The 26,555-nt window shown below is 48.1% G+C and carries 21 protein-coding genes and 1 tRNA gene; 7 read left to right on the top strand and 15 right to left on the bottom strand.

All coding sequences use genetic code 11. The features are described from left to right. Positions 1-118 precede the first annotated feature (118 nt). The 5 genes from HGP28_RS04645 to HGP28_RS04625 all read right to left on the bottom strand — a co-directional run bounded on the left by HGP28_RS04645 (position 119) and on the right by HGP28_RS04625 (position 6,482). Positions 119-193 (bottom strand) — tRNA-Gly (locus HGP28_RS04645). Positions 194-373: 180 nt separating this feature from the next. Beyond that, a complete protein-coding gene (locus HGP28_RS04640) occupies positions 374-3,148 on the bottom strand; it encodes a glycoside hydrolase family 3 protein (RefSeq protein ID WP_168835279.1) in 2,775 nt (924 codons plus the stop codon). A 355-nt stretch (positions 3,149-3,503) separates the two neighbouring features. Then, positions 3,504-4,043 (bottom strand): GNAT family N-acetyltransferase, encoded by a 540-nt coding sequence (locus HGP28_RS04635; RefSeq protein WP_168835278.1) that lies wholly within the window; start codon positions 4,041-4,043, stop codon positions 3,504-3,506. A gap of 8 nt (positions 4,044-4,051) precedes the next feature. Next, positions 4,052-5,233, bottom strand: a complete 1,182-nt coding sequence (locus HGP28_RS04630) for a MerR family transcriptional regulator (RefSeq protein WP_168835277.1) — start codon at positions 5,231-5,233, stop codon at positions 4,052-4,054. 142 nt (positions 5,234-5,375) lie between these two features. Continuing rightward, entirely contained in the window at positions 5,376-6,482 is a 1,107-nt protein-coding gene (locus HGP28_RS04625) for a M20/M25/M40 family metallo-hydrolase (RefSeq protein WP_168835276.1), read from the bottom strand. Positions 6,483-6,718: 236 nt separating this feature from the next. Between HGP28_RS04625 and cueR the strand changes: the two genes are divergently transcribed. After that, positions 6,719-7,123: a Cu(I)-responsive transcriptional regulator gene (gene cueR / locus HGP28_RS04620; protein ID WP_168835275.1), complete on the top strand. Its 405-nt coding sequence runs from the start codon at positions 6,719-6,721 to the stop codon at positions 7,121-7,123. 65 nt (positions 7,124-7,188) lie between these two features. Here cueR and katG read toward each other — a convergent pair whose 3' ends face one another. Continuing rightward, positions 7,189-9,366, bottom strand: a complete 2,178-nt coding sequence (gene katG / locus HGP28_RS04615) for a catalase/peroxidase HPI (protein WP_168835274.1) — start codon at positions 9,364-9,366, stop codon at positions 7,189-7,191. 282 nt (positions 9,367-9,648) lie between these two features. Here katG and HGP28_RS04610 point away from each other — a divergent pair, with 282 nt between their 5' ends. After that, complete coding sequence (locus HGP28_RS04610; RefSeq protein WP_168835273.1) at positions 9,649-10,839, top strand: MFS transporter; 1,191 nt, start codon at positions 9,649-9,651, stop codon at positions 10,837-10,839. Continuing rightward, on the top strand, positions 10,814-11,773 hold the full coding sequence (gene yidZ, locus HGP28_RS04605) for an HTH-type transcriptional regulator YidZ (protein WP_168835272.1): 960 nt from the start codon (positions 10,814-10,816) through the stop codon (positions 11,771-11,773). The genes HGP28_RS04610 and yidZ overlap by 26 nt, the downstream gene beginning before the upstream one ends. A gap of 53 nt (positions 11,774-11,826) precedes the next feature. On the opposite strand, the gene rlmC is transcribed toward yidZ, so the two are convergent. After that, positions 11,827-12,963, bottom strand: coding sequence for a 23S rRNA (uracil(747)-C(5))-methyltransferase RlmC (gene rlmC / locus HGP28_RS04600; RefSeq protein ID WP_168835271.1), 1,137 nt, complete (start codon positions 12,961-12,963; stop codon positions 11,827-11,829). A gap of 407 nt (positions 12,964-13,370) precedes the next feature. Between rlmC and HGP28_RS04595 the strand changes: the two genes are divergently transcribed. Further along, positions 13,371-14,522 carry an iron-containing alcohol dehydrogenase gene (locus HGP28_RS04595; protein WP_168835270.1) on the top strand — a complete coding sequence of 384 codons (1,152 nt, stop codon included), beginning with the start codon at positions 13,371-13,373 and terminating at the stop codon, positions 14,520-14,522. Positions 14,523-14,598: 76 nt separating this feature from the next. Here HGP28_RS04595 and HGP28_RS04590 read toward each other — a convergent pair whose 3' ends face one another. The 7 genes from HGP28_RS04590 to HGP28_RS04560 form a co-directional block, all read right to left on the bottom strand. After that, a complete protein-coding gene (locus HGP28_RS04590; protein WP_500691548.1) occupies positions 14,599-15,768 on the bottom strand; it encodes a D-alanyl-D-alanine carboxypeptidase family protein in 1,170 nt (389 codons plus the stop codon). A 651-nt stretch (positions 15,769-16,419) separates the two neighbouring features. Next, a complete protein-coding gene (gene yqfB, locus HGP28_RS04585; protein WP_168835325.1) occupies positions 16,420-16,734 on the bottom strand; it encodes a N(4)-acetylcytidine aminohydrolase in 315 nt (104 codons plus the stop codon). A gap of 97 nt (positions 16,735-16,831) precedes the next feature. Continuing rightward, entirely contained in the window at positions 16,832-17,371 is a 540-nt protein-coding gene (locus HGP28_RS04580) for a DNA mismatch repair protein (protein ID WP_168835269.1), read from the bottom strand. Further along, positions 17,368-17,754, bottom strand: a complete 387-nt coding sequence (locus tag HGP28_RS04575; protein ID WP_168835268.1) for an MAPEG family protein — start codon at positions 17,752-17,754, stop codon at positions 17,368-17,370. The genes HGP28_RS04580 and HGP28_RS04575 overlap by 4 nt, the downstream gene beginning before the upstream one ends. An 81-nt stretch (positions 17,755-17,835) precedes the next feature. Continuing rightward, complete coding sequence (gene rarD, locus HGP28_RS04570; protein WP_168835267.1) at positions 17,836-18,729, bottom strand: EamA family transporter RarD; 894 nt, start codon at positions 18,727-18,729, stop codon at positions 17,836-17,838. Positions 18,730-18,846: 117 nt separating this feature from the next. Then, complete coding sequence (locus tag HGP28_RS04565) at positions 18,847-19,581, bottom strand: sulfite exporter TauE/SafE family protein (protein ID WP_168835266.1); 735 nt, start codon at positions 19,579-19,581, stop codon at positions 18,847-18,849. 133 nt (positions 19,582-19,714) lie between these two features. After that, a complete protein-coding gene (locus HGP28_RS04560) occupies positions 19,715-20,722 on the bottom strand; it encodes a chemotaxis protein (protein WP_168835265.1) in 1,008 nt (335 codons plus the stop codon). A 483-nt stretch (positions 20,723-21,205) separates the two neighbouring features. On the opposite strand from HGP28_RS04560, the gene HGP28_RS04555 reads away from it, so the two are divergent. The 3 genes from HGP28_RS04555 to HGP28_RS04545 all read left to right on the top strand — a co-directional run bounded on the left by HGP28_RS04555 (position 21,206) and on the right by HGP28_RS04545 (position 25,128). After that, positions 21,206-21,823: a LysE family translocator gene (locus HGP28_RS04555; protein WP_168835264.1), complete on the top strand. Its 618-nt coding sequence runs from the start codon at positions 21,206-21,208 to the stop codon at positions 21,821-21,823. Between the two features lie 94 nt (positions 21,824-21,917). Beyond that, positions 21,918-22,805 carry an EamA family transporter gene (locus tag HGP28_RS04550; RefSeq protein ID WP_168835263.1) on the top strand — a complete coding sequence of 296 codons (888 nt, stop codon included), beginning with the start codon at positions 21,918-21,920 and terminating at the stop codon, positions 22,803-22,805. A 277-nt stretch (positions 22,806-23,082) separates the two neighbouring features. Next, positions 23,083-25,128, top strand: coding sequence for a diguanylate cyclase domain-containing protein (locus HGP28_RS04545; RefSeq protein WP_168835262.1), 2,046 nt, complete (start codon positions 23,083-23,085; stop codon positions 25,126-25,128). Here the strand turns inward: HGP28_RS04545 and viaA are convergent. After that, entirely contained in the window at positions 25,111-26,553 is a 1,443-nt protein-coding gene (viaA, locus tag HGP28_RS04540; protein WP_168835261.1) for an ATPase RavA stimulator ViaA, read from the bottom strand. The genes HGP28_RS04545 and viaA overlap by 18 nt on opposite strands. Positions 26,554-26,555 lie beyond the last annotated feature (2 nt).

Here is a 26,555-nt window from a genome sequence, read left to right as displayed (position 1 = left end):
TTGCAATCGATGTTACTTGGGCATAAACAACCTGTTGAGCTTGAATTTGAGATATGAAAAAACACGCAATAAAGCGTTTCTTATTAAGAATTTGGTTGGATTTTACATAGATAAGATTTGGAGCGTACTGCGGGAATCGAACCCGCATCATCAGCTTGGAAGGCTGAGGTAATAGCCATTATACGAAGTACGCATTATCGTGAAGGCAGGTTTAATATGCCACAGTTTGGACAAAAGAAAAGGCTTATTTGTTCTCTAAGCTATCGTTTGCCTAAAGTTCAATCAACTCAGCGATATCTTGTACGTTTTCATGCTGTTTTGCACAAAAAAGCCGCGTTAAATACGCGGCTTCTTGCTGATCGTGTCGCTTAACTTATGCCTCGCGTGCGACGAACTCAAGTTGCTCTAGTACCGCTCCGGCTTTAACGAAATCAAAATCCAGTGAATAGAAGCCCGCTTCTAGTGCAACGGCCAATCCTTCCACACGTACCAATTGGTTCTGCGTGCCATTTGTCGGTAAAGTCATTACAAACTCATCGTTTAGGCTTAGGCTACATGCCGACTGCGCTGCGCTGTCACGGTCATATCGCATCATGGCAACCACTTGATAAACGCCCGCCGTCTCAACATGAAGCACGCCTTGGCAATTGACCGCTGTGTTTAACATTAACGGACTATGAAGATCAAAACGTTCGCCGGATAAGCTTTCTGAAACTGCTGCGATGCGTTTAATCGGCTCAAACGCTTTGAGTTCACGTTGCATCACAGGTGCATGACAAATGAAACGACAGATATTCATCGCACAGCGCTGCAATTCACCTAAGGTTAATGTGCCCTTTTCTAGCGCGTCGAGCGTATCATCACCCACAACGTTCTTACCGGCTCCATCATTTTCGACCACCATGTAGAGATCGTTTTGCGCGCGAATCATATAAGATGTCGATGTGGTATCTTCACTACCACCGTCGATAGGATGATTGAGCTTAGCCCACCAGTCGGTCATAACAATCCCAGTAAAGCCCCATTCTTGACGCAGCAAAGTGGTGTTGAGATCGTAATTGGACGCGCCCCAGTAACCATTGACTGGGTTATAGCAGGTCATAATCGTACTCGCATGGCCGCGTTTCACCGCCATTTCAAACGCCTTTACATGCACTTCGCGAAGCGCGCGCTGAGACATAACACTATCAGCATCGTGGCGAGCGGTTTCTTGATCATTTGCCGCAAAATGTTTCATCGTACCAGACACCCCCGCGCGATGAAGGCCAGACGTTTGCGCCGCTGCCATCATGCCAGTCAGAAACGGATCTTCTGAAAAATACTCAAAATTGCGGCCATTCAATGGATGACGGTGAATATTAATGCCAGGGCCAAGCAGCGTATCAATGCAATTGGCTTGCATCTCTTGCCCGATAAGGTAATAAAGCTCATGGTTAAGAGGCTCATTCCACGTGCAGCCCAATAACGTACCAATTGGCACTTGAGTCGCTTTATGACCACTGTCCATACGAATGCCAGACGGGCCATCTGCCGCTGCCGCTACTGGGATCCCATAATGAAACAGCGCATTTGAGACACCACCAAATGCCGAAGCGGTTCCTGGGGTCACCTTCGGACTACACATACCTTCGGCACGCACGATGGTCGCTAATTCTTCCAGTGATAACTGAGCAATAAATTCGCTCATGCTAACGCGCCCGGCTTTCACGTCGGCCAATTTGAACCCTTTGTCGCCCGTGATGGCATAAGAGGTCGGTAAATGTTTTTCTATGCGCGCTTTCAATGAAATCGTGCGCTGAGGAACCGCTTCATAATTCACGGTATAAGTATCACTGCTCGCGCAATAAACTGGTTTCATTCGCTCAAATGGTGTCACGGGGGCAAGCGCCTCTTGGCAACGTTCCACCAGCGCGGTTTCGGCTAATGAGTAGCAAAATGACAAACGTTCAGTGCGGCGCACGCTGTCACCAAGATGAAACGCATACTCGCCCGCTTCAAGAACATAACAGTTCGCCATACCTGTCACGCCACTGTCGTCATAAGACGCTAAATCGGCAACGTTTACTTGAATATGAACTCGTTGAGAACTTGCAGGCGCAAGCGTCTCGGTCTTGCAAAAGCCGACCAATACTTTACGCGGTTTACCAAGGACACCTTGCGGCGCTTCGACATAAAGTTGCGCCACGGCTTTGCCGCTGTAGCGATTGCCAATATTGGTCACTTCAATAGCAAAGTTGAGCGTCTCCTCAACACCAGATCCTTCGCGCGTTACATCGACGAGTTCTTGAGTGAAATTGGTGTAGGAAAGGCCATAACCAAACTCATACATCACACTTTCTGGGCAAAAAGTCTCGAAATAACGGTAACCAACATAGATATCTTCGGCATAACAGTTGCGGTCGCGTCGACCGAAATTGGCAGAAGAGGGATAGTCTTCGAGGCGATAAGCAATCGTATCGGTAAGATGGCCGCTTGGTGAAACCGCTCCTGAAATAACATCCGCCAGCGCATGGCCGCCTTCCATGCCTGCAGCCCAGCTATACAGCACCGCTTTTACGCTGCTGTAACGGGCCATCCAGCTCATATCCATAATGTTGGTGGCGTTCATCACTACAATAACGTCGTTAAACTGAGCGCACACTAAATCAAGCATTTGAATTTCGGTTTCAGTTAAGCGATAACTGCCTGCCGCATCCGCGTTGTCTTGATCTTCACCTGCGGTGCGGCCAATAAAAATCACCGCTTTATTGGATTCACGCGCCGCTAAAGCGACCGTTGCCTCATCCAGTGGCATTTCTTGTTGGAACCAAGGTTCAGATGCCCAGCCGCCGCCGCCGTTATCAAACGGGTTTTGTTCAAGCCATGCCTCGTAAACTGACACCAAGGACTCATTAATTTGAATCGCGGCATTGGCTCTTAAACCATCAAGTGCGGTGACCACGTAAGGCACATTCACCGCACCGCCAGATCCGGTGCCGCTGCGGTAAGTGTCGATTTGGCAACGGCCAAAAAGCGCAAGATTGTCGCTCGCTTGCACGGGTAAAATATCGTGCTCGTTTTTCAGTAGCACAATGCCCTCTGCCGCGGCTTGACGACTTAGTGGCGAAAGCGCTTTCTGCGCGGCAAGTACTGAGGCCTTGATAATCATAGTGAACACATCCTTTCAATCTTTAAAGTAACGGTATATTTGAAGTTGCAGCGCTTTGCTTTAAAAAATATGGGACTGGCACTCACAAACCTCATCACATAGTTTATCTATGTTCAGAGGCTTTACTCGCTGGTCGCCTACCTGCATCTTCAAGTCGTTTGAGTATATCGAGTATTTTATAAGCGTGATAAAACGAAAACAGCGACGTGACTCACAAAGAGTGAAACCGCTCCCACAACAGTGTCATAAAAGATTTCACTACAGAACTCACAACAAAAAGCCCATAACGGGGGTGACACCGTTATGGGCTTTAATTTGTTATTGAGCTAACTAGCAGTACAAAGAGAGCGTTTTCTTACCAAATCGCTGGATTATCCAACGCCGACACACAGCTCGCCTTGGTTAACCCTGTCGGTAATGGCTGGCCATTGAGCGACTGACCTATCCAACCTTGTGGCATTGAAAGCGGATGAGGCGCTGGCAGTTGCTCTGTGCTGAGGGGAGCAAAACCAACCTTGCCATAAAATGCCGGATCGCCATAGGTAACCACCCACTCGATGCCACGCGCTGAAAGATCGCTTAATGCAAAACGGATCAAGGATTGGCCAATACCCTGCTTCTGATTTTCTGTCCTAACCGCCGCTGGAGACAATAACCACGCCTGCAAAGGCAAGTTAAACTCTAGCTCGCTCATGATGATGGCTCCAGCCAACTCGCCATTGTCGTCACGAGCGACGTACACAGCAAGCTTATCTTTTGCGGTGGTTTCAAGTAAATCGACGCTTAATTGCCCAACAATTTGCCCTTCTTCGGCGTTTGCTGCCGCCGTGAATGTATCGGTAAATAACGTCAGTAATTCTTGTGATGCGATATTATCGCTGCGTGAGTAATTCATAAGCTTTCCTATTCACCCATTTGGTTTTTTTGCAAAATAAACATCTGATAATTAAATTGATTGCCGCGCTGAGCGGAGATAGCAATTTCGCGCTCTAAATCGGCAAATGCGGCGCTCCGTTTGCCCGCCGAATCCAGAGAATTCAAGCGCCGCTGTAGTGGTTGATAGTAATTAAGCCACGCTTTTTCATCATAAGGCACCGTCGCTAGCACGTGATACCCCGCGCGCTGAGCCTGCTCAAGGCGTGTTTGTACCGAGACCATATCAGGGTAGTTTTGCTGCCAAAACTGGGCGATGTCGGCGCTGGGGTTATTCTCACACCAGACCAAATCACTCAGAACTAAAACACCCTCATCATGCAATAAGGGGCGCCACTGCTTAAGCGCCGCTTCGACACCCATGATATAAGCGCAGCCTTCTGCCCATATCAGATCAAAAGATGGCGAGACAAACGGCAATGCCATCATATTGGCTTTCACCCCTTCAACGCGGTCACCGAAAGCGGTCGGTTCAAATCGTTTTGTTAGCGCAGCAAGCGCCGATTCTTGATTATCCACCGCAATAATTCGAGCCTGTGTCGCTTTAGCCAGCGCCATGGTGGCAATACCTGTGCCGCACCCGACCTCTAAAATCTGTTTTGGTGCAAAGGGCACTTGCGCCAAAGCCGCAAGCGTCACCGCTTCACTGCCTGGCCCCCAACGCTCTAATGAGGCAAAAATTTGGTCAAAATCGTTCATATAATGCTCATGGTGATTGAGATCTTTTGAGATCCACTTCAGCCGCAACGCTTGTTCGCTATCAAGGCCCTGTAATTGCAGCCACGCTTGATGAACACTTGGCGCGATTTTATCCAATCGCTGATGCCAATCTCTGAGCGGCTTTTGCCCTAACAAGGCTTGCAATAACGCTTGCGCTTGCTGTTTTTGTTCAATTTCTCGCTCTAGTGCCGTCAGCTTTTCCCTGAGCATCTCTCGGTCAAGTTTCGCGTCAAGGCACAGCTTACATTGCTCTAGGCTCAATCCCCCCATTTGCAATTGCTGAACAAAACGAACCCACTCAACATCCTGCTCATCATAATAGCGGTAACCATTAGGGCTGCGCGCGCCTTGGATCAAGCCAAGCTTTTCGTAATACAGCAGCGCCGTGCGTGATAAACCCACCTTCGCCGCCAGTTGAGAAATTCGGTACATAGGCTTTACCCTCCTTGCGCTGGAGAAACCAAACAACCTGCTCATGTTAAACTGTAGAGCAATAGACAGGTCAAGTCGTTCGATATAAAAAAACCGCCACAGTTGCGGCGGTTCCATCGAACAGTAGAAACGTTATTTTGAGTTATTGACGCACATACGCACGAATAAACTCAGTAATCGCAACCATATCGGCCACGGCAATGTACTCTTCTGTCGTATGCACTTTGGCCATACCCGTAGACAAATTGACGGTTTTCAAGCCACGTGCGTTAAAGATATTCGCATCAGAGCCGCCACCGGTTGATTGGCATTGGCTTTCAATGCCAATTGAAGCAAACGCGGCTTTAATAGCCACAACATGATCATCTTCGTCTGCGATACGGTATGCGTTATATGAACGCGATGTTGTGATCTCAACAGCTGCGCCGTGTTGCTCGGCGACCGTCTCAAACGTGCTCACCATATGGCTCACTTGCGCTGCAAGTTTATCATCATCAAGCGAGCGCGCTTCCGCTTCAAGGTACAATTCAGGCATCACGATGTTGGTCGCTTGTCCGCCACGCACCACGCCGATATTGGCGGTGGTTTCAAAGTCGATACGACCTAACGTCATTTTACCAATCGCATCTGCGGCAACGGTTAACGCATTAATACCAGTTTCTGGTGCAAGACCTGCATGCGCTGGCTTACCTTTTACAGTGACGAACAAGCTTTCTTGGCCCGGCGCAACGGTGATCACCGTACCGATTGGGCCGCCAGAGTCCATCACTATCGCTTGCTGCGATTGGATAAGATCCAAATCAAAATGTTTCGCGCCTTCAAGGCCCAACTCTTCGTAAACGGTAAACGCCACTTCGATGGTTTTGTGCGCTTCGCCATTTTCTTGTAACGTACGCACCGCTTCCATAACGGCTGCAATACCCGATTTATCGTCACCACCTAAAATGGTATCGCCTTTTGAACGAATGATGCCGTCCTCGATGATAGGTTCAATCCCATTACCCGGTGTGACGGTGTCCATGTGGCTGCTGAAAAGGATGCTGCCATCAAGCGTGCCAGTAAGCTTGCCATAGACGTTAAAACCATTTGAAATCTCGGCTGGAATAGCTTGCTTTGTCACTTCAAAGCCAAGTTGTCCCAACTGCTCAGCTACGGTTTCTGCCATCGCTTTTTCGTTACCCGACTCACTGTCGATCTTAACCAATTGAATGAAATGGTCGACTAAACGCTGTTGATTGATGGTTGTCATCGAAAAAGTGCCCCTTTGCTGGATACGCTGGTGAAACTACCAACGTTTGATTCATACGGTCATTAATTACCTTATTTTGCAGGCTAGAGTTCTAACTGAAATCAAAGTTGCGGTCAATTGTTCTGTGAAAAGAGCACCTGTAACTAAGAATGTTCGATATAGCCAATATGATTGCTTTCATCTTGGCGTCCGAGTAACGTTGTCCAAGCAGAGAAACCACTTCAATGAGGCATTCAATGAACATAGGTGAAATAGCAAAGCGCACTGGGCTTTCAAGCAAAGCGATTCGCATGTACGAAGAGAAAGGGCTTATCACCGCGCCATCACGCAGTGAAGGGGATTATCGTGTGTATGGTGACGTGCAGCTGCAAGAACTTAACTTGATTGCGCGCGCCAAACTGGCAGGATTTTCTTTGCTAGAGTGCGGCGAATTTGTTCAACTGGCGCGCGATCCCAATCGTAAAAGCGCGGAAGTCAAAGCGCATGCCCAAGATAAACTCAATGAAGTCAACCAGAAGATTGCCGCGCTGACCCAAATTAAGCACCAGCTTGAACAATGGGTGTCTCGCTGCCCTGGTGATGAGGGCAGCGGTTGTCCGATTATTGATGATTTAACCCGCACCGATGTCACGTCAACGTGAAGTCCCTCAGCGTGAAACGCATCAACATAAAATGCCTCAACGTGGAATGACATCGGCGCAGATGCTTATCTTAAGTCGAAACGGTCTAACTCCATCACTTTGACCCAAGCACTAACAAAGTCGCGTAAGAATTTCTCCTTACTGTCATCTTGAGCGTACACTTCCGCAACGGCGCGCAATTGGGCGTTAGCCCCAAAAATCAGGTCAACGCGCGTCGCCGTCCACAGTTTTTCACCGCTTTCTCGGTCTTTGCCTTCAAATAAAGTACCTTCTTCATCAAGGCGATGCCACTCAGTATCGTTATTCAACAAATTCACAAAGAAGTCGTTACTGAGTACCCCAGGTTTATGAGTGAACACGCCGTGGCGAATTTGATCAATATTGGCATTTAATACCCGCAAACCACCAATAAGCACGGTAAGCTCTGGCGCGGTTAGCGTGAGAAGCTGCGCTTTATCAATCAAAATGTGCTCTTCCATATGTGCCCATGTCGGGTTCTGGTAGTTGCGAAATCCATCGGCAATCGGCTCAAGGAAACTGAATGAATGCGGGTCAGTTTGCGCTTGCGTGGCGTCTGCACGGCCAGGATGAAACGGCACTGTGATGTCGTGTCCACCCAGTTTTGCCGCCTGCTCGATAGCAACGCCACCGGCCAACACAATCAAATCCGCCAGTGACACTTCTTTGCCACTGCTTTGATGATGCTGATTAAATGAATATTGAATCACTTCCAGTGTTGGCAGCACCTGAGTGAGCACGTCGGGTTGGTTAACCGGCCAATCTTTTTGCGGCGCTAGACGAATACGCGCGCCGTTAGCGCCCCCTCGTTTGTCTGAGCCCCGAAACGTCGCGGCAGATGCCCAAGCGGTCGTGACAAGGTCGCCAATGGACAATCCAGAGTCAATTATCGACTGCTTCAGGGTTTGAATGTCGTTTTCATCAATCAAGGTATGAGTCACCGGCGGCAGCGGATCTTGCCAAACAAACACTTCTTTAGGCACATCCGGACCAAGGTAGCGACTATGTGGCCCCATATCCCGGTGGGTCAGCTTAAACCACGCTTTTGCAAAGGCATCAGCAAACGCTTTCGGGTTTTGATGAAAATAACGTGCAATTGCGTCGTAGGCGGGGTCTGAACGCAGCGCAATATCCGTGGTCATCATTGTCGGTTTGCGAAACTTGGTTTTATCTTGCGCGTATGGGATCACTTCATCGGCGTCTTTTGCGACCCAATGATAAGTGCCCGCAGGCCCTTTGGTTAGCTCCCAATCGTAGCCGAACAGATTGTCAAAGTAATAGTGGCTCCATTTGGTTGGCTCTTGAGTCCAAGTCACCTCAACCCCACTACCAATGGTGTCATCGCCATGGCCGGTGCCAAATTTGCTCAGCCAGCCTAACCCTTGCTGCTCAATTGGCGCAGCTTCTGGTTCACGGCCAACCAGCGCGGGATCCCCTGCGCCATGGCTCTTACCGAAGGTATGGCCACCAGCAATAAGTGCTACGGTTTCTTCATCGTTCATCGCCATTCGCGAGAAAGTTTCACGAATATCATGAGCGGCAGCGACCGGATCTGGGTTGCCATCTGGGCCTTCTGGATTAACGTATATCAAGCCCATTTGCACCGCAGCCAGCGGATTGTCCAATTCGCGCTTACCCTGATAGCGCTTCTCGCCAAGCCAAGTCGATTCTTTACCCCAATACACGTCAATTTGTGGCTCCCAAATGTCTTCGCGTCCACCTGCAAACCCAATCGTCTTAAAGCCCATACTTTCCAGCGCCACATGACCGGTGAGCACAATGAGGTCCGCCCATGAGATATTGGCGCCATACTTTTGTTTAATCGGCCAGATGAGACGTCGCGCTTTGTCCAAACTGACGTTATCAGGCCAACTGCTTAACGGCGGAAAGCGCTGGTTACCAGCCCCTGCGCCACCACGGCCATCCCCGACGCGATATGTCCCCGCACTGTGCCATGACATGCGAATGAAAAACGGACCGTAATGACCAAAGTCCGCTGGCCACCATGATTTTGAGTCTGTCATCAGAGCGGCCAAGTCGCGCTTCACTGCTTCAAGGTCGAGTTTGGCAAAGGCTTCGCGATAGCTAAACCCTTTGTCTAACGGATTCGATTTCTCCGATTGCTGGTGCAAGATGTCAAGGCGCAGCTGATTGGGCCACCAATCTTTATTGGTTGTCCCTGCCTCAGCGGGGGTATGAAAAGGGCATCCTGAACTGTTTGACATTGCTGGCTCCTTACTCTGCTCTAATTTACTCGTAATGTGTTGGCATTAAGCTGACCACGATAAGTCTCACATAGGTATAGACGCCCTTATTGAGTTCCTCCACATTAAAAGCGAGATAAGCAAGCCGATAATGAAGGGAGGTAAAGCAGAAAAAGAGGGGAGCAAATCAAACCTTAACGATATGTCGTAAATGGAAACTGCTAATGTCGTAATAACCATTCGCCTCTTAGGTACGGCGCTTTTACCATGCGCGCCTAATCTTTTTGAGTGTGATTCCTTCTTATGTTTCGTTACCTTCTTTGCAGCTTCGCGCTGGTGCTGCTTTATCCGACGGGGATTGATCTTTACCTTGTTGGCCTGCCGCAAATTGCGCTCGATTTACAAGCGAGCGAAGCGCAGCTTCACATCGCGTTTTCGGTCTATCTGGGTGGCATGGCAACGACGATGTTTTTCGCTGGCAACCTGTCTGACAAGATTGGCCGCAAACCCATTGTTTTAATGGGTGCGGTGATTTTTGCTCTGGCCTCAGCCTTAGGTGGTTTTGCCGACTCTGCGAACGCGTTTCTTGCCACACGTTTTGTTCAAGGCATTGGTGCTGGCGCCTGTTATGTGGTCGCATTTGCGATTTTACGCGATGTGCTTGATGATGCGCGCCGCGCCAAAGTGCTTTCGATGATCAACGGCATCACCTGCGTAGTTCCTGTCCTTGCACCTGTGGCCGGTCACCTTATTATGCTGGTCTACCCATGGCCAACTCTCTTTACGGTGATGTCTGCGATGGGCGTATTGGTGGGCCTTATCTCACTCTTTGGTTTGAAAGAAACTCGCGTTGCTGAAGCGAACATTAACGACAGCACCAACCACAACAGTCAAGAAACCGAGAGCTTGCTGCAGCCATTTTTTGTGCGTCGAGTCATCATGGCCTCTTTAGCGGTTGGGGCGATTTTAAGTTACGTTAACGCGTCGCCACTAATGCTAATGGAAACCTTAGGTTTTAGTCGCGGTGGCTACTCTAGCGTGATGGCCTGCACGGCGCTGGCCAGTATGATCACCTCATTCAGCGCACCGATTTTGCTCCGCTATGTAAGTCAAGCTCGCATGCTGCTTTGCTCTCAAACCTTGCTGTTAATTGCAGCCATACTGTTAATGAGCGTTTGGTCCGGCGTGGTGGATAACCGCTGGATGCTCCTTGCGTTTGGTCTGGTCTGTGTCGGTTTTGCTTCCGGTTTTGGCATCATTATGAGCCAAGCACTGAGCCCATTTTCAGAGCGAGCAGGCGCGGCAAGTTCGGTACTTGGAATAAGCCAAGTCTGCTTTTCTGCCACTTACATTTGGTTTATGGGCGTCATTGGATTGAGCGGAATTGAAATGTTATTGGTAGCCGTATTGCTTGCTGGCGCTGGGGGTATGCTATTATCGCGACGTTCTTCCCCTTGCGACCAACACAATGAAAAAGTCTCTCGCGCGTCTTGATCTTAACTTATTGCTCACTTTGCACACCTTGCTCAGTGAGCAAAGCGTCACTAAGGCTGCTAAGCGGCTCAATGTCACGCCCTCTACGGTAAGTAAATCACTGACTAAACTGCGTCAGTGGTTTAATGACCCGCTGTTTATCAAATCCCCCAGTGGCTTTATCCCGACGCCACTGGCGCATTCTTTATCTCAAGAGTTGAGCGATTGGTTTCAAATCGGTCGCCAAATCGCCGAGCGCCGCAGTGAAGATATCACCCCCGGTATGCGCTTTGATTTGGTGCTGGAGTCGCCGCACTTCCTCACGCTGTTTGAAACCCTCGCCAGTAAGATATATCAGCAATTTCCTCAGGCGAAGATCAAAACGCGTCAATGGGATTACGACTCGCTGGATGCGATAGTCAAAGGCGAAGTCGATATCGGTCTCACAGGGCGTGAAAATCATCCGCGCTCCAAAGAGTCGCTCAACAACTTACCCTATTTTATCGACCACGAAATTTTGTTCACCGAAATGCCTGTGGTCTTTATTCATAAAGATCACCCCGCGTTAAACCAGCCTTGGGATCTAACGACGTTTTTGCGTTATGCCCACATTAATACATTGTGGGAGAAAGGCGAATTTTGGGCACTGGATCAAGTGATGCATGAGCTGGGCCTAGAGCGCCGTATTGATTTGGTTTTAAGCAGCTTTGAACAAGCGCTTTATATTGCCGCGCAGCCACGCCTTGGCTTACTAACCACCGCGCCTGGCTATTGTCGCCATTATGTTCAGCAAGTGCACCCTGACTTGGTCGAGCGCCCCATTCCCGTACCCGATGCGTTTTTTGATAAGCTCGCCATTCCGTTTGCGATGATTTGGCACAAACGAAATGCGCACAATCCCAAATTAATCTGGCTGCGAGACACAATTAAACAGATCTATCAGCAAACTACGTGACTCCGCTTGCTCGCGTCCATTGTATCGTGCCGCTTTAAATCGGCGTGACGATACTAATTCTCACGCCGCTCAAGCAGTACCATAGCTTCAACGTGTTCGGTATGTGGAAACATATCAAACCACTGCATCTGAACCAGTTGATAATCACTAAAACCATCAATATCCTGACGTAAGGTTTGCGGATTACAGCTTGAGTAAACAATCCATTTCGGCGCCAAACTGGTCAATTGCGTGACTAAAGCCTGTCCCAAACCACGGCGAGGCGGATTGACTAACACCAACTCTGGTACTTTATCTTGAGATAAAGAAAACTGTGTTGAGTCTAATGCGGCAAAATTAAGGTTATCAATGCCAATTTGCGCAGCCGAATGTTTGGCGCTGGCTATCGCTTCTGGCTCTATTTCAATACCAGTCACCTCAGCAATGTCACGCGCGCAATGCAATGCAAAGCCACCAACACCACAAAACAGATCCCACATTCTTGTCGGCGCACATTCGCTGACCCAGCGCTGAGCAGTGGCATAAAGCTGACTTGCCACTTTGGGGTTTGTTTGAAAGAAGCTTTTCGGTCGAACCGCTAGTGGTACGCCATTAAACACTTCGGTCAGGTGAGTGCGCTCGGTTAAATAGATCTCTTCTTCCCCTTCAAGACGCGCCATATGCACTGGCTGTAAATTCACACTCACGACCGTCACTTGCGGGAACGCCATCAATAAGCGCTCAAGATTACGCTCTACGCGCGGTAAGGCATCTCGGCTACGCAGAACCAAGCGCAGCATAAATTCACCACTTTCTTGCGCGCGAGTCAGCAAGATGAATTTTAACTCACCCTTTTTCTTGGTTTTATTGTATGGCGGAATACCTGAAGTGCGAATCCAATCTTGAAGATAAGCGAGCAACTCTTGCATGTCTTGTGGGTATAAAGGGCAATTGATTAAACTCACCGCTTCACCGCCGAGTTTTGACTCCGCGCCTAAAATGGGCGCATGGGCCGCACCTAACACCACCATTTTCGCTTTATTGCGACAAGCAAGCTCGTCACTTTTCACCGGTTCTAGCCAGTTCAAAGGCATACGCTCAGCAAAGAGTGCTTTCAAGTTCGCATCTTTTGCAGCGACTTGCTGCTCATAAGGTTGAGACATTGCAGAACAAGAATGGCATTGCTGACGGTCAAAAAAGGGACACGGCATAGTCGGCTCACACGATGGGTGTAACAAAAGAAAGCGCAAGTTTAGGTGCTCACCCAAAAAGCGCTATTGCAGTTACTGATGGTCTCGATAAAACGTGGTGATATTGAAGATCACTTTTCGAACCGTGATGGTGCCACTTCGGTCACAATCTCAGCATTTAGACAATCGCAGGTGACAAAGTCGTTGAACTTTAGATATCGAGGCTACATATATACCCAAATAACAACTATACCCAAACAACATGAAGATGCAGGTAGGCGGCAAACGAGCAAAGCCTCTGAGCATAGGTAAACTATGTGATGAGGTTTGTGAGAGTCAGCCAACAACGCTGCAACTTCAAGTAGGACTGGTATATACAAGCTCGCTTAAGGCAGGCGAAACACCCCTCACATCAAAGGAGAGTTCACTTGAACAAGTTCACATATTCCAACCCAACCACCATTTACTTTGGTGAGGGGCAGATCGCGGCACTGGCAGAGGCCATTCCTCAACACGCTAAAGTGCTGGTACTTTACGGTGGCGGCTCAATCAAAACCAATGGTGTTTATGACCAAGTGGCCAAGGCGCTCTCAAACCACAATTGGGGAGAGTTTTCAGGTATTGAGCCCAACCCTCAATACGATACTTTGATGCAAGCTGTGGCAAAAATACAAAATGAAGGCTACGACTTTTTGCTCGCGGTTGGTGGCGGCTCTGTGGTCGATGGTACTAAATTTATTGCCGCTGCAGCCCGTTTTGAAAAAGGCGACCCTTGGACTATTTTAAGCGCTCATGCCCCAGTCAACCAAGCTCTGCCGTTGGGCTGCGTGCTCACTTTGCCCGCAACCGGCTCAGAAAATAACGCAGGCTCTGTGGTTTCACGCGGTCAAGATAAATTGGCCTTTATGTCGCCTCTTGTACGCCCTGCCTTTGCGGTGCTCGACCCACAAACCACACTGAGCTTATCGCCAACCCAAGTCGCCAACGGCGTGATTGATGCTTATGTGCACATTCTTGAGCAGTACCTTACCTACCCTGTCAACGCCAAAGTGCAAGACCGATTTGCCGAAGGCTTGCTGATGACCCTCATCGAAGAAGGTCCAAAAGCGCTGGCAACACCGGATGATTTAGACGTGCGCGCAAACGTGATGTGGAGTGCAACCCAAGCACTGAATGGGTTGATTGGTTCAGGGGTTCCTCAAGATTGGGCAACCCACATGATTGGCCATGAGTTAACCGGTCACTTTGGTATTGATCACGCGCGTACGCTGTCCATTGTTATGCCAGCCATTATGAAGCACTGCCGAGCGGACAAACACGATAAGTTGCTGCAATATGGCGCCCGTGTTTTTGGTATCACAGAAGGGGACGAGCAATCGCGCATTGATGCAACGATTGCGGCAACAGAAGCGTTCTTCAAAACGATGGGCGTGCCAACCCGTTTGAGCGATGTCAACTTAGACACTAACGCGATTGACGTAATCACAGAGGGCTTAAAAGCTCATGGTATGACGCACCTTGGTGAACACGGCACAATCACGCCTGAGGTTGCCGCGCAGATCCTCCACCTAGCGCGATAATTTAAGGCAAAAGAAGAGGCTCAATGAGCCTCTTCTTGTCTGTTTCAGTGTTACCGCCAACCCGCAGTGGCGTTCTCTAAAACAAGCTTGCGATCATCTGTTTAAACCAATCGATCAAGCGTTTAAACACGCTGCCTTCATTCACCGTTTCCATCGCGACAAGATTGGCTTCCGACACGGGGGTTTCTCCGGTTAAATAAACCACCTTACCGATCACCTGACCTTTCTCAATAGGGGCTTTGATGTCGCCATTATATTGCAGTTCCGCATTGAGGTTTTTCACCTCGCGTTTGAGTAGCGTAATGTAGACATCCTCGGCAACACCGACATCCAAAGTGTCTTTCTCTCCCATCCACAGCCGAGCGTTATCCAGTGGTTTATCGGCCGAGCTTGGCTTAACCGTTTCGTAAAATCGAAAACCGTAGCTGAGTAACTGTTTGTTTTCCGACTCTCGACTTTTGGTGCTTTTGGAACCCATAACGACCGAGATAAGGCGCATATCGCCTTGTGTTGCCGACGTGGCAAGACTGTAACCCGCACCACTGGTATAACCGGTTTTTAACCCATCCACATTTAAGCTTCGGTCGCGCAACAAACCATTACGGTTATATTGCGTGATGCCGTTAAAAGTGAATGACGGCTCGCTGTAAAGGGAATAGATTTCTGGCAAATCACGAATGATGGCTTGGCCAAGCGTGGCGATATCACGTGGTGTGCTGTAAAGCGCTTCGTTATCGAGCCCGTGAGGGTTGGCAAACGACGATTGGGTCATGCCCAATTTATTTGCCCAAGAATTCATTAAGCTGACAAACCCCGCTTCGCTGCCCGCGACATGCTCGGCAATCGCAACGCTGGCATCATTGCCCGATTGGACCACCAAACCGCGATACAAGTCCTGTAGCGACACTTGCGTATCCACCTCAATGAACATTTTTGATGAATCAGGGAATTTTTTCGCCCACGCATTTTCACTAATCTGTACTTGATCATCCAAGCTGATATTGCCGGACTTGACCTCTTGTCCCGCCACATAAGCGGTCATCAACTTAGTCAAACTGGCTGGATTCAGCGGCTCATCAGCGTTGTGTTCCACTAACACTTCGCCCGTGTGGAAATCCATTAAAATATACCCTTTCGCGGCCAACTCTGGCGCGTCGGGTAAAATCGCTGGCGCAGCAAGTGTCGTAGAAGACACACTGAGCATCACACCCGTTAGGGCAATCATTAAACCGTTATTTGCTTTCATAAGATTTGCAATCATGTCTTTACTCAAAGGGCTTGTGTTCGAGTATATTGAATTAAGCCGAGGTTGCAGTGTCGATGTTACCATTGGTTACGCTAACATCATGTTTCTTGATAAGTTGTGACCTCTCGCGAGTTTATTAGTTTCATTTTTCTCGACTCTGCGCCCTTTTTGCATTCATTTATCTCCAAACAGCTTGAAGATGCAGGTAGGCGACAAGCGAACAAAGCCTCTGAGCACTTCGTGAACATAGATAAGCTATGTGATGAGGTTTGTGAGTGCCCGTCAACACCGCTGCAGCTTCAAGTGGGACGGGTATGAGTCAAATAAAAAACGCCCAAGAGAGAAACATATCTTGGGCGTGATATACCCAAGTAACCTCAAGATGCATGGTTCAGCGAGAATGACTTGGTTTGTCAGTGAGGCGAGGATTTGAAGATTGAGTGGTTCTCAATCAAAAATCGTCAACAAAGCTGATGAACCAAGGCAGCTCGCCCCTTGGGAGCCAACCACTGAACCGATAGCGGCGTTAAACAACTTGAAAATAGACTCGCTATTTCGCTGCGTTGTTTGCCTTGCTCTCAGCCCAGTGGCAGGCTCTGAATCCAGCATCTTGAGGTCATTTGGGTATAAAGCATAATTAAGGCAAAGTGTTTAAACCAGCTTAAACGTCACCACATAAAGCTGCTCAATCCCTGGATAAATTGACTGAATGACTTCTTTTAGCGTCTCTAACGTCATATTTTCCTGCTCTGCGTGCGTTTCATCAAGGTCATGAAAGAGAATCGGCTCAACAGATAGGATCTCAAGACGGCAGAATTCACGGTGCTCTTCCAAAGTAAACACGTTAACGGTTGTACCGGGTACATAATCACGCTCAGATTCATCACGAATGGTGATGGTCTTTTTGCCTGAAAGAATGTCCGCTTCGAAACGGCCAAAAAACGTCATTTCGGTCGGTGCAGTAATGTTGGTCATCGACATTAAGATTTTCTCTGAATCATAAGGGAACGCGATTGTACGGTTCACACGAGACATTGCAAGTATCGACAAGGAAAGTAAATGATCAACGGGATAAGTCGCGCGACAAAATCAAAGCCAATCCAAATAGTTGCAAAAACAGCGCCCAATTTTTTATCGTGGTTGCGTGCTGTTCTATGCCAATCATCCGCTCACTTAATTCAATGTTGGCAAAATAATAATCATCGATTCGGTCGCGCAGCCCTTGTTGCGCATCATCGATTTTATTCAAAATCGTCGGTAACTCATCGAGCGACAATTGCGCTTTGTCCACATTGAGCCACCGCGCCAATTGTGAGATCACTGCAGCATCGTTGGCGACCTTGCCATCACCGGCGCGGCTAACTTCATGGATACTCACATAAATAAGCGCCATTTCGCGCTTACGCTCTAAAGTATCGACTTGGCTCCAGTCGAGTTCAATCGCTCGCCGGTTCTGCTCTTTTGTCAAACTCGAACGGGCAAGCTGTTCGTTTAAGCCATCGAGGATCACGCTCGATAACAGCAGCGAGACGATGTTAAGCACAAGACCGAGTAATACTAACGCCCAAGGCGGTGGCAAACGCCACGATCTTATGCGTGTCACACGACAATCCTACCTGGCAGATACCAAAGATTCAGCCCCACCAAACAGAGCATCGCCACAAACGTGAGTGCCATACCCCACACTCGCCCCGTTATAGAGTGGCGGTAGATGGCAAAAGCGTGAAGAACCCGGCCAAGTAAAAATACATTAGCGAAAAGATGAATGAACACCGTAGGCGAGCCATTTAATTCGGCTAGCGCCATCAGTATCACAGTAATGGGAATATAATCGACGGCGTTGGAGTGAGCGCTGCGCGCCACTTTTAGCGCCTCAACACCACCGTCTGCGTGTGCGACTCTGGCTTGACGGCGCTGCCGAATCACTAAAACCGACAGCGCTAACATCAACAGAGCCAATAACGAAGCGTAAAGAGCAGTAACCATAGAATATCCCTGTCATTAAAAACAATTGCTACTCTAAACAGTGTGTACCAACTCTTTAATTTTGCGAATCGAAAAGTACCGCTACGGGTGAGCCAACGGCCTTTGACGCTTAAATAAACTTTCAAGAATAATGAACAGTAACCCAGTCCAAATCAGCGCAAAACTCACCGCTTTCACCGCATCAAAATGTTCACCAAACAAAAAGACCGCCAGTAAAAATTGCAACGAAGGTTCAATGTACTGCATTAGCCCGACGCTTGACATGTTAGCAAGACGAATCGCAACAGAATAAAAGATAAGCGGTAGCAGCGTTACCGGAGCGCTGCCGACATAGAGCCAAAATGTTTCTGCTCCGGCACTCATTGAGACCAATTCACCGGATGTGCCCTTAATTACAAGGTAAAGCAGGGCAAATGGGGTGAGCATTAAGACTTCAAGATACAAGGTGGTACACCAGTCATAAGCGACCTTTTTCTTGCACCAGCCATACAGCGCGAAAAAAATCCCCATGGTTAGGGCCACATAAGGGATTTGACCATAATGAACCACTTGATAAAGCAGACCAGATACCGCAAAGCCTATCGCCAATTTTTTGCCCAGTGTCAGTTTGTCGCCGAGAAAAAACACCCCCAGCGCCACCATAGCCAGTGGACTAATAAAAAAGCCAAGGCTGGCATCCATAACACGATCGTTGGTCAGTGCCCAAGTAAAGGCAGTCCAAGAGATGCACATCAGGTTGCCTGCAACAAAAGCATAAAACAGCGCACGGCGGTCTTTGATTAAACGCGAAAGGTTAGGCCAAGTTCGAGTAAAACCGACCACAAGCAGCAGCGCAACGGGTACTGACCCAATAATTCGTAATGCCAGCAATTCATCCATTGCCGCATCCGGTAACAATCGGTAATAAAGCGGTAACAATCCCCAAATAAAAAAGGAAATCGCCGCCATTGCGTTACCAAACCAGATTGAATTCATTATCGCCACAAATTTTTAGAATAATATTTGGCGAATTTTTATCTCTTCGTTTTATTTTGTAAAGGTAGATAACAGAAATATTAATAATATATTTATCAATCGATACGGTTAATAAATTTAATTAAGCGTCATCTGTGCAATACCTTGCCATAACGCGCTGGCGCCGCTAACAAAACACAATAACAGCGCACCGTAGCGAATCGCTTGTTTCGGCAAGCGTTGCGTTGTTTTCTGCGCAACCCAGTACCCCAGCCATGCAGCGGGCAGCAAGGGTAAGGTAATCATCAGTTGATGCAAACTCAAATAACCGGCTGGAATTTGTACTGACAGCGAAATCAGAGAGCTAAACAGGAAAAAGGCCGACAAATTGCCACGCAAGCGATGCGCTTCTTGGTGTTGTAACAATAACGCCATTGGAGGGCCACCAATACCACTGCTGGTACCAAACACGCCAGCAAAAAAGCCAGCAATCCCCATGCGTTTGGGGGTGGGTTCAATACGAAATGGCAACAGGCTTACAACCACTGAAAATAGCACCGCGATCCCGACCCAAAGGGCGAGCACTTGAGTGGAGACCCAAACTAAAAGCGCGCCGCCGACTAAGGAGCCTGGCACACGGCCAAGTAACGCCATTTTCAAACCGCCAATCTCTATATTGGCGCGATTTTTTACGGTATTAAGGATAGAAATGAACAGCGCTGCAATACAAATCGGCGCAGGGACATATTCAGGCGCGATCAAAATCAGTATCGGGGCAGATACAATCGCAAGACCAAAACCTATCGCTGTTTGCACAAACGATCCTAAAAAAATAAGCCCCATCGCGATATACGCTGTTTGATCTAAAGCCATTATGCACACCGCATTATAAGTTCTGCTTGCTGGTTAACCACGAAGTTTAACGCTGATCAAGACTGACCAGCGCTTTCACTTTGGTATAAGTAAATTGAGGTTGTTTGGATATCGAGGTTGTGACACCTGTGAACTATGCGGGCTCTGCCGTTACCATAGACGCTGGCGTTGCAAAGATATACCGGTCCATCATGACGACAAGACGGCCAATCTCAGGCTTAGTAATGGTATCGTTCGCACCCAAACTCAATGCCTTCGCGCGGTTATCATCACTCATCAATGATGAGAACATGATGATAGGCAGCGTCTTAAATTCAGCGCTATCACGAAGACGCTTAACCAAGTGCATGCCATCCATTTTGGGCATTTCAACATCCGTCACAATACCATCAATAAATTCAGATACTGGCATATTTTCTTGCTTCGCCGCCGCAGCAAGCGACATCAATTTATCATGAGCTTCAAGACCATCACGGCAAGCAATCACGTTATAACCTGCCGATGCCAACGTGTCTTGAATCATGGCGCGAATAAACGCGGAATCATCAACCACCATAATGCTTTTCGCGTTGCGTTTTTGCATCGCTCGCTCATGAAGATCAACCGACTTATCTTGCGTGATGTCGTATTTCTCCATACTTAACTCTGGATTGATGTCGGCGATGATCTTTTCAAAGTCCAAGATCATGATGAGTTTGCCTTCTTTTCGCACAACAGCCACCACACAATCTTGACGTCCGGCCTCTAAAAACTGACTGGGTGATTCAACGTCATTCCAGGAAATACGGTGAATTCGACTGATACTGTCAATCAGAAAACCGTTTGTCATGTTATTAAAATCAGTGACGATAACAAATTTGCGCGTCAGCTGTTTATTGGTGGGGACGCCAAGCCACCCTGCAAGATCCACTAAGGGGGTTAGCACTTCGCGAGACGAAAAGACGCCTATCATATGAGGCTGCGCATTAGGGTAGTCCGTAGTATCCGGAACTTGGATCACTTCACGCACTTTTGCGACGTTAATACCGTAGTAGCACGTTTTCGTGCTGCCATCTGGCTGAATTTTTTCTAAGTGAAACTCAATGATTTCTAGCTCATTAGTTCCGCTTTCCGTCAGAATAGTACTGCTTACTTGACTCATTTTCTAACCTTTGCGGTTAAGCCTCTCTTCGAGATAGGCCATTGTGACTTGGGCAATTTTTACTTATATACCCAAGTAACCTCAAGATGCATGGTTCAGCGAGAATGACTTGGTTTGTCAGTGAGGCGAGGATTTGAAGATTGAGTGGCTCTCAATCGAAAATCGTCAACAAAGCTGATGAGCCAAGACAGCTCGCCCTTTGGGAGCCAATCACTGAACCGAGAGCTGCGTTAAACAACTTGAAAATAGGCTCGCTATTTCGCTGCGTTGTTTGCCTTGCTCTCAGCTCAGTGAGCCGGCTCTGAATCCAGCATCTTGAAGTCACTTGGGTATACATAATTTTTACTTAATTCAATTAGTAAAGTAAATCAGCAAAGCCGACTCAAGCTCAAATATTTTGATAAAAAACTAAATTTCCGAAATAATGGCCATTATATTGATGCTTCACGCACCGTCTTTAATAGGTCTTTTAGGATTACGCAGTTGAACCTCACATTACTTGGCGCTTTTATTCCGACCTTCTTTTTTGTTTCTATTACTCCCGGCATGTGCATGACTCTGGCGTTTAGTTTAGGGATCAGTCTTGGTTATCGCCGTACTTTGTGGATGATGGTAGGAGAGCTGCTCGGTGTCGGTATTGTGGCGATCGCCGCAGTATTAGGGATTGCAACCTTACTGCTCAACTACCCTTTGCTTTTCATTAGCTTCAAAGTCGTCGGTGGCGCGTATCTCTGTTTTGTCGGTTGGCAAATGTGGCAATCAAAAGGCAAATTAGCACTAAGTGATACTGTCCCAGTCCAGGCCGGGCGACGCTGGCAATTGATGGGACATGGCTTTGTTACCGCGATCGCAAATCCCAAAGGTTGGGCCTTTATGGTGTCCTTATTGCCACCGTTTATTGACCACGCGAAGCCGCTCACGCCTCAGCTGACTTTGTTGGTGAGCATCATTTTACTCTCAGAGTTTGTGTGCATGACCCTTTATGCCACTGGCGGACGGGGACTCAAAGCACTGCTGACCAATCAAAATAACGTAAAACTGCTCAACCGCTTGTCGGGCAGTTTGATGATTTTGGTCGGGATCTGGCTGTTCTTTACTTAGATTTTTCGACACATCGTGTTTTAACTCGCCAACAAAAACATTTGGTGGCATCATCGGCTCCCTTTTCAAAGGTTATCTACTAACGAGAACGACTGTGAACGCCGAACATAAATCTGCTTGGATCCTTTTCTTTACTACCATTCTTGCGGCGTTAGGCTGGGTCTTTTCTAAAGAATCGATCCAAGGCTTACCTCCATTTGGCTTTATCGGCCTGCGCTTTATTGTTGCCGCCTTCTGTTTACTGCCGCTCTGCCTTGGCGCATTGCGCAAAGCCAAACGACAAGATATCGCTGCCGCAGCGCTCACCGGATTGTTACTTTGTAGTGCGATTTTATGTTGGATTTACGCCATATCGATCAGTGACACGCTAGGCGAAGGCGCTTTCATTTTGAGCCTTTCGATGTTAATTGCGCCTTTAATCGCCTGGGGAATTTTCCGTGAAAAACCCAAGCGTGCCTTTTGGACCTCTTTGCCAATCGCGGTATTCGGGCTTGCGTTACTGTCACTAAATGGTGGCTGGCAGCAGTCAAGCAGCCAATGGTGGTTTGTCATTAGCGCCACGTTAATGGCACTGCATTTTGTCGTCAATAGCCGCTTTTCACAGCGCCTGCCTGTGCTACTACTGACCACGATTCAATTGTTTGTTGCAGGCTGTATTGCAAGTGCGGTCTCGCTTATCACCGAAACACAGCCAACAAGTGTCACCCACGACATTTGGATCTGGTTTGGCCTGAGTGCCATTCTTGCCACCGCCATTCGCTATGCGATGTTTACCACGGGACTAAAATACAGCACTCCAGCCAACGCGGCGCTTATCATGCTGCTTGAACCTGTTTGGACGGTGCTGCTCAGCATCACTTGGTATGGCGAAACCATTTCGCCATTAAAAGCGGTAGGCTGCGTGTTGATTTTGTTTTCTCTGCTTGTCTATCGCACTAACGGAAAACTCTTGCGTATTCGACGTCGAGTTATCAATCCTTAAGAGCCATATTTCGCTCATGATAAAAAAGGCGCTTTTAAGCGTCTTTTTTATTTGATTGATACCCAAACAACTTGAAGATGCAGGTAGGCGGAAACGCGTAAAGCCTTTGAACACTTCGTGAACATAGCGAGAAACGAGTCACCTTTAGTGATCCAAGTCTGAGTCGATAAAATAGACGATGACAGGTCGGTCCTCATATGGTAACTTTTCGTTACATTTGCAATGAGTTACATATGCCTTATCCATCCTTTGCCCCAGCCAGCAAGGCAGTCACATTATGAGTTGGTTTAATGCACTACCATTACGATTAAAATTGATTGTGCCGACCTGGGCTATTTTGACCACGTGCATTGTCGCCTGTGGTGTATTCAGCATTACCTGGGTAACGGAAAGTCGCAGCCAAGCACTCTACGATCGCATTCATATCCTCTCCCATGGCATTGCCAGCACATTACGAAATCCTCTTGTGTTTAACGATGTAAAAGCGGCTAAAGAGCAGCTTAGTCACCTACAGTTCGATCCGGAAATCATCGCCGCTCAAGTTGTCGACAGCGCTGATAAGCCTGTTGCTTTCATCAGTGAATTGCCTAGCGATTGCCAGTGGAAAACCGATGCTAACAACGCAAGCTCAATTGACATTATTGATAAGCACCGCCACAAACGCTCACAGCAGCCTATTTTGTGTGCGGAAACTCAATATGTCGCTTTTCAGACCGATATTGTGGCGCAAAACCGCCGGCTTGGCTGGCTCACCGTGTGGGTGTCGCTCAATTCTCTAAATCAGCAGCAAAATCAATTGTGGGAAATATTAGTACTGGTCACCGCTGCACTTTCATTTTTATCTTGGTTATTTGCGCGATTGGTGCATCGCATGGTCACTCTGCCCATACAAAGATTATGCACGTCAATGCAAATGATGACCCGTGAGGGAGTTATCTGCGCAGAATTACCGATAGAACGCCAAGATGAGCTGGGTACCTTAACGCAGTGTTTTAACAACCTTGCCGTCAGCTTGCGTGAAAGAGAACAGCAATTACAGTTAGCCCTCAAACGTGTTGAGGAAAAAAATAACTATATTTACCAAGCGCTCGACACAATGAAACAAGGTGTCATGGTGGTCTCAGACTGCAACCTAATTTCGTTCCATAACCCTATGGCAAGAAAAGTCTTACCTAACCTACGCCTTCATTATCATATGAGGATGGCATTCGATGGCCAATTTGAGCCCCGCGCCCAAGTGGAATTGCTGCTCAGCGCGATTGAAAAAGGCCAGCACCTAGCAAATATTCACTTAATTGACCGTATCAGCCGTCGTCAGTTGAGATTTAGCTGTCACCCCATGGCGAGCGAGTCCAATATGCTTTTGCAGTGTGAAGACATTACCGAGCACCAATTGGGCAAGCGGCGGCAGAAAATGATTGATTTGATGTTTGAACAGAATCAAGACGCCATTTTTGTTTTGTCGCGCCATTTCAAAGTCGAAACGCAAAATACCATCGCGCATAAATGGTTCGGTCCGGTTAATCAGCTCAATCAATTTGAGATTGAAAAAGAGCATGTTTTGCCATTTCGCGTGGTGCGATCACTGCTGCGAAACGGCCACTATCGCCAAAAACTGCAAATTCGCAATCGGGCGTCAGTTTGGTTACCTTGCCGAATAAAGTTACGCGTACTGAGCGATGAGCGACATAAAGCCGTGGCTTTTGTGCTGACCATCAGTGACCGTACTAACGAGATGCAGATACGCAAACTCAGTCATGCGGTCAACCATGATGCCCTTACAGGACTTGCGAATCGTTCACGCGCGAGGGAATTTCTGCAAGCCTCTCACAATAATGGCATCAATCAGCATCTGTTTTTTATCGATCTCGATGGTTTTAAAGCGGTCAATGATCAATATGGTCATGCGGTGGGTGATGACGCACTAAAAACCATCGGTAAACGTCTGAGAAATTGTGTGCGTCGTTCCGATCTGGTCGCACGGCTGTCTGGGGATGAGTTTCTCGTCGCGGTGCAGCGAAATCGCGATCCCGAACAGACGGCTCAAAGACTTCTCAGCCAAATCACAAAACCTATGATGATTGGTTCAGTGGCACCTAATGTTGGTGCCAGTATTGGTATTCGTTACTGGCCTGCTGATGCTTTGATTGAGCTCGACCAGATTATTAACGATGCCGACAGTGCCATGTATCAGGCCAAACGCGGAGGCAAGAGTCGCTATTGTTACTTCAGCGATGGTGACAAAACCCCCGGCGCTAATGCCCCAGAAGCCGATTTAAATCGCAATGCAAGCGACGCTGAATTGCTACCACTTCTTCATTAATCGGCCAACCAATCGCGGGTGATAGGCCCAACAATGATCAAACATCGCAAGCAATTGGGGGTTACCATAACGTGATAAACTCACCGCATGAAAACGATTGTGTCGCTGCTTTAATGCCTCAATAGTATGTTCAATATCGTCAGGTTGCCGCGGCGCAATAAAATCCGACAGCACCACGAGATCGGCATTTTTATATCGAGCGTCATTCATCAGCTCAATCGTTTTGCGCATCACAGGCTGAAGATCGGTTCCGCCATGGAAACTAAAGGAGAGAAAGTCCGCCGCTTCGCGCAAGCCGTCTTGCTTGGTCAATTCATAGGTGATGTGCTCGGCCGAAAACAGCATCACGTAACAATCACGCTGCTCTGCCAACGCAATTTGCATCAAGGCGTAGGCCATCGCTTTGGCGCATTGCTCAGGAAACCCACTCATCGACCCTGAGGCATCAATGCACAAAATAAAGGGCCCTTTTTGAATCAGCTCCGACGCATGATCCGGTTTGTGACTACGAACTTGACGCACCAGTCGTGATTGCCCGCGCATGGCGTAATTCATTAACCGCTTATCAACCAGGTGCTTATAAAACACCACCTCAAGTTCTGGATACGCAAGGTACATGGTCTCATTTGGCAGTAACTTATGCAGATCATCCCCTTGCTTCACACCGACAATATCATCAATCGCTTCATCACTGCGGGCTTCAATAAGTTGCGGCTCTTCTGACGGCGCGTTGAGGCTCGGATCATTAACCTCACTAGCCATTCGCCCGAGCTGCTCGGCAATGGTCTGTAATCCTTTATTTTTTTTCAAAAAAGCAGCGTATCGACGCATCACGGTAATATCATTGCGGCTTAAACGGGCCGAGGCCATGTCCCATAAACGCCCTGCATGCTGCTCATCGCCTTCGGTTGTGACGCCATCCATATTTTTAAGCGTCTCCATGCGTTGATACAGATCGGCTAACGCTTTTTCTTTGTGAGCTTCGAGCTCAACCAACTGTGCCTGACGAATGGCATCTGCGAGGCTCTGATACCACTCATCGCAAAAATAGTGTGGAAACATCGGGTTATCAACGCCTTTGTTGCGTTCTAGCAAGCCGCGCGCTGGCATATAAAACGCCGAATGCCACTCTAACTGGCGCACAACTTGATCAATGTTGGCAAAAAACTGCGCTTCGCTCCAATGTATCACCTCTTGATAGAGGGCCAATTCGCGACGAAAATGCTCGGTATCGCTGACACGCGTGATACGACTTTTCACTTGGTTACGCCATTTCGCCAGATGATTTTTCACCGATGAACGCATACCACGGTTTTCGGTCACCATCAAAACTTGTGACCGCGCCATGAGATCATTCACCGCCGTATCGATAATGCCGGAATCGGCAATCATCAAGGCTAAATTTAAGCTGTCAGCTCCTAGCATGA

The sequence above is a fragment of the Vibrio agarilyticus genome, from assembly GCF_012641465.1.
Classification (GTDB): Bacteria; Pseudomonadota; Gammaproteobacteria; order Enterobacterales; family Vibrionaceae; genus Vibrio; species Vibrio agarilyticus.
This window is presented reverse-complemented; position numbering and strand designations above follow the sequence as displayed.

Coding starts and splice junctions, on each gene's coding strand:
- HGP28_RS04565 (WP_168835266.1), bottom strand. CDS start 19,581: ATGGCTTTAGATCAAACAGCGTATATCGCGATGGGGCTTATTTTTTTA.
- HGP28_RS04610 (WP_168835273.1), top strand. CDS start 9,649: ATGTTTCGTTACCTTCTTTGCAGCTTCGCGCTGGTGCTGCTTTATCCG.
- rarD (WP_168835267.1), bottom strand. CDS start 18,729: ATGAATTCAATCTGGTTTGGTAACGCAATGGCGGCGATTTCCTTTTTT.
- HGP28_RS04635 (WP_168835278.1), bottom strand. CDS start 4,043: ATGAATTACTCACGCAGCGATAATATCGCATCACAAGAATTACTGACG.
- HGP28_RS04630 (WP_168835277.1), bottom strand. CDS start 5,233: ATGTACCGAATTTCTCAACTGGCGGCGAAGGTGGGTTTATCACGCACG.
- HGP28_RS04545 (WP_168835262.1), top strand. CDS start 23,083: ATGAGTTGGTTTAATGCACTACCATTACGATTAAAATTGATTGTGCCG.
- HGP28_RS04575 (WP_168835268.1), bottom strand. CDS start 17,754: ATGGTTACTGCTCTTTACGCTTCGTTATTGGCTCTGTTGATGTTAGCG.
- HGP28_RS04640 (WP_168835279.1), bottom strand. CDS start 3,148: ATGATTATCAAGGCCTCAGTACTTGCCGCGCAGAAAGCGCTTTCGCCA.
- viaA (WP_168835261.1), bottom strand. CDS start 26,553: ATGCTAGGAGCTGACAGCTTAAATTTAGCCTTGATGATTGCCGATTCC.
- HGP28_RS04560 (WP_168835265.1), bottom strand. CDS start 20,722: ATGAGTCAAGTAAGCAGTACTATTCTGACGGAAAGCGGAACTAATGAG.
- HGP28_RS04625 (WP_168835276.1), bottom strand. CDS start 6,482: ATGACAACCATCAATCAACAGCGTTTAGTCGACCATTTCATTCAATTG.
- katG (WP_168835274.1), bottom strand. CDS start 9,366: ATGTCAAACAGTTCAGGATGCCCTTTTCATACCCCCGCTGAGGCAGGG.
- HGP28_RS04590 (WP_500691548.1), bottom strand. CDS start 15,768: ATGAAAGCAAATAACGGTTTAATGATTGCCCTAACGGGTGTGATGCTC.
- cueR (WP_168835275.1), top strand. CDS start 6,719: ATGAACATAGGTGAAATAGCAAAGCGCACTGGGCTTTCAAGCAAAGCG.
- rlmC (WP_168835271.1), bottom strand. CDS start 12,963: ATGCCGTGTCCCTTTTTTGACCGTCAGCAATGCCATTCTTGTTCTGCA.
- yidZ (WP_168835272.1), top strand. CDS start 10,814: ATGAAAAAGTCTCTCGCGCGTCTTGATCTTAACTTATTGCTCACTTTG.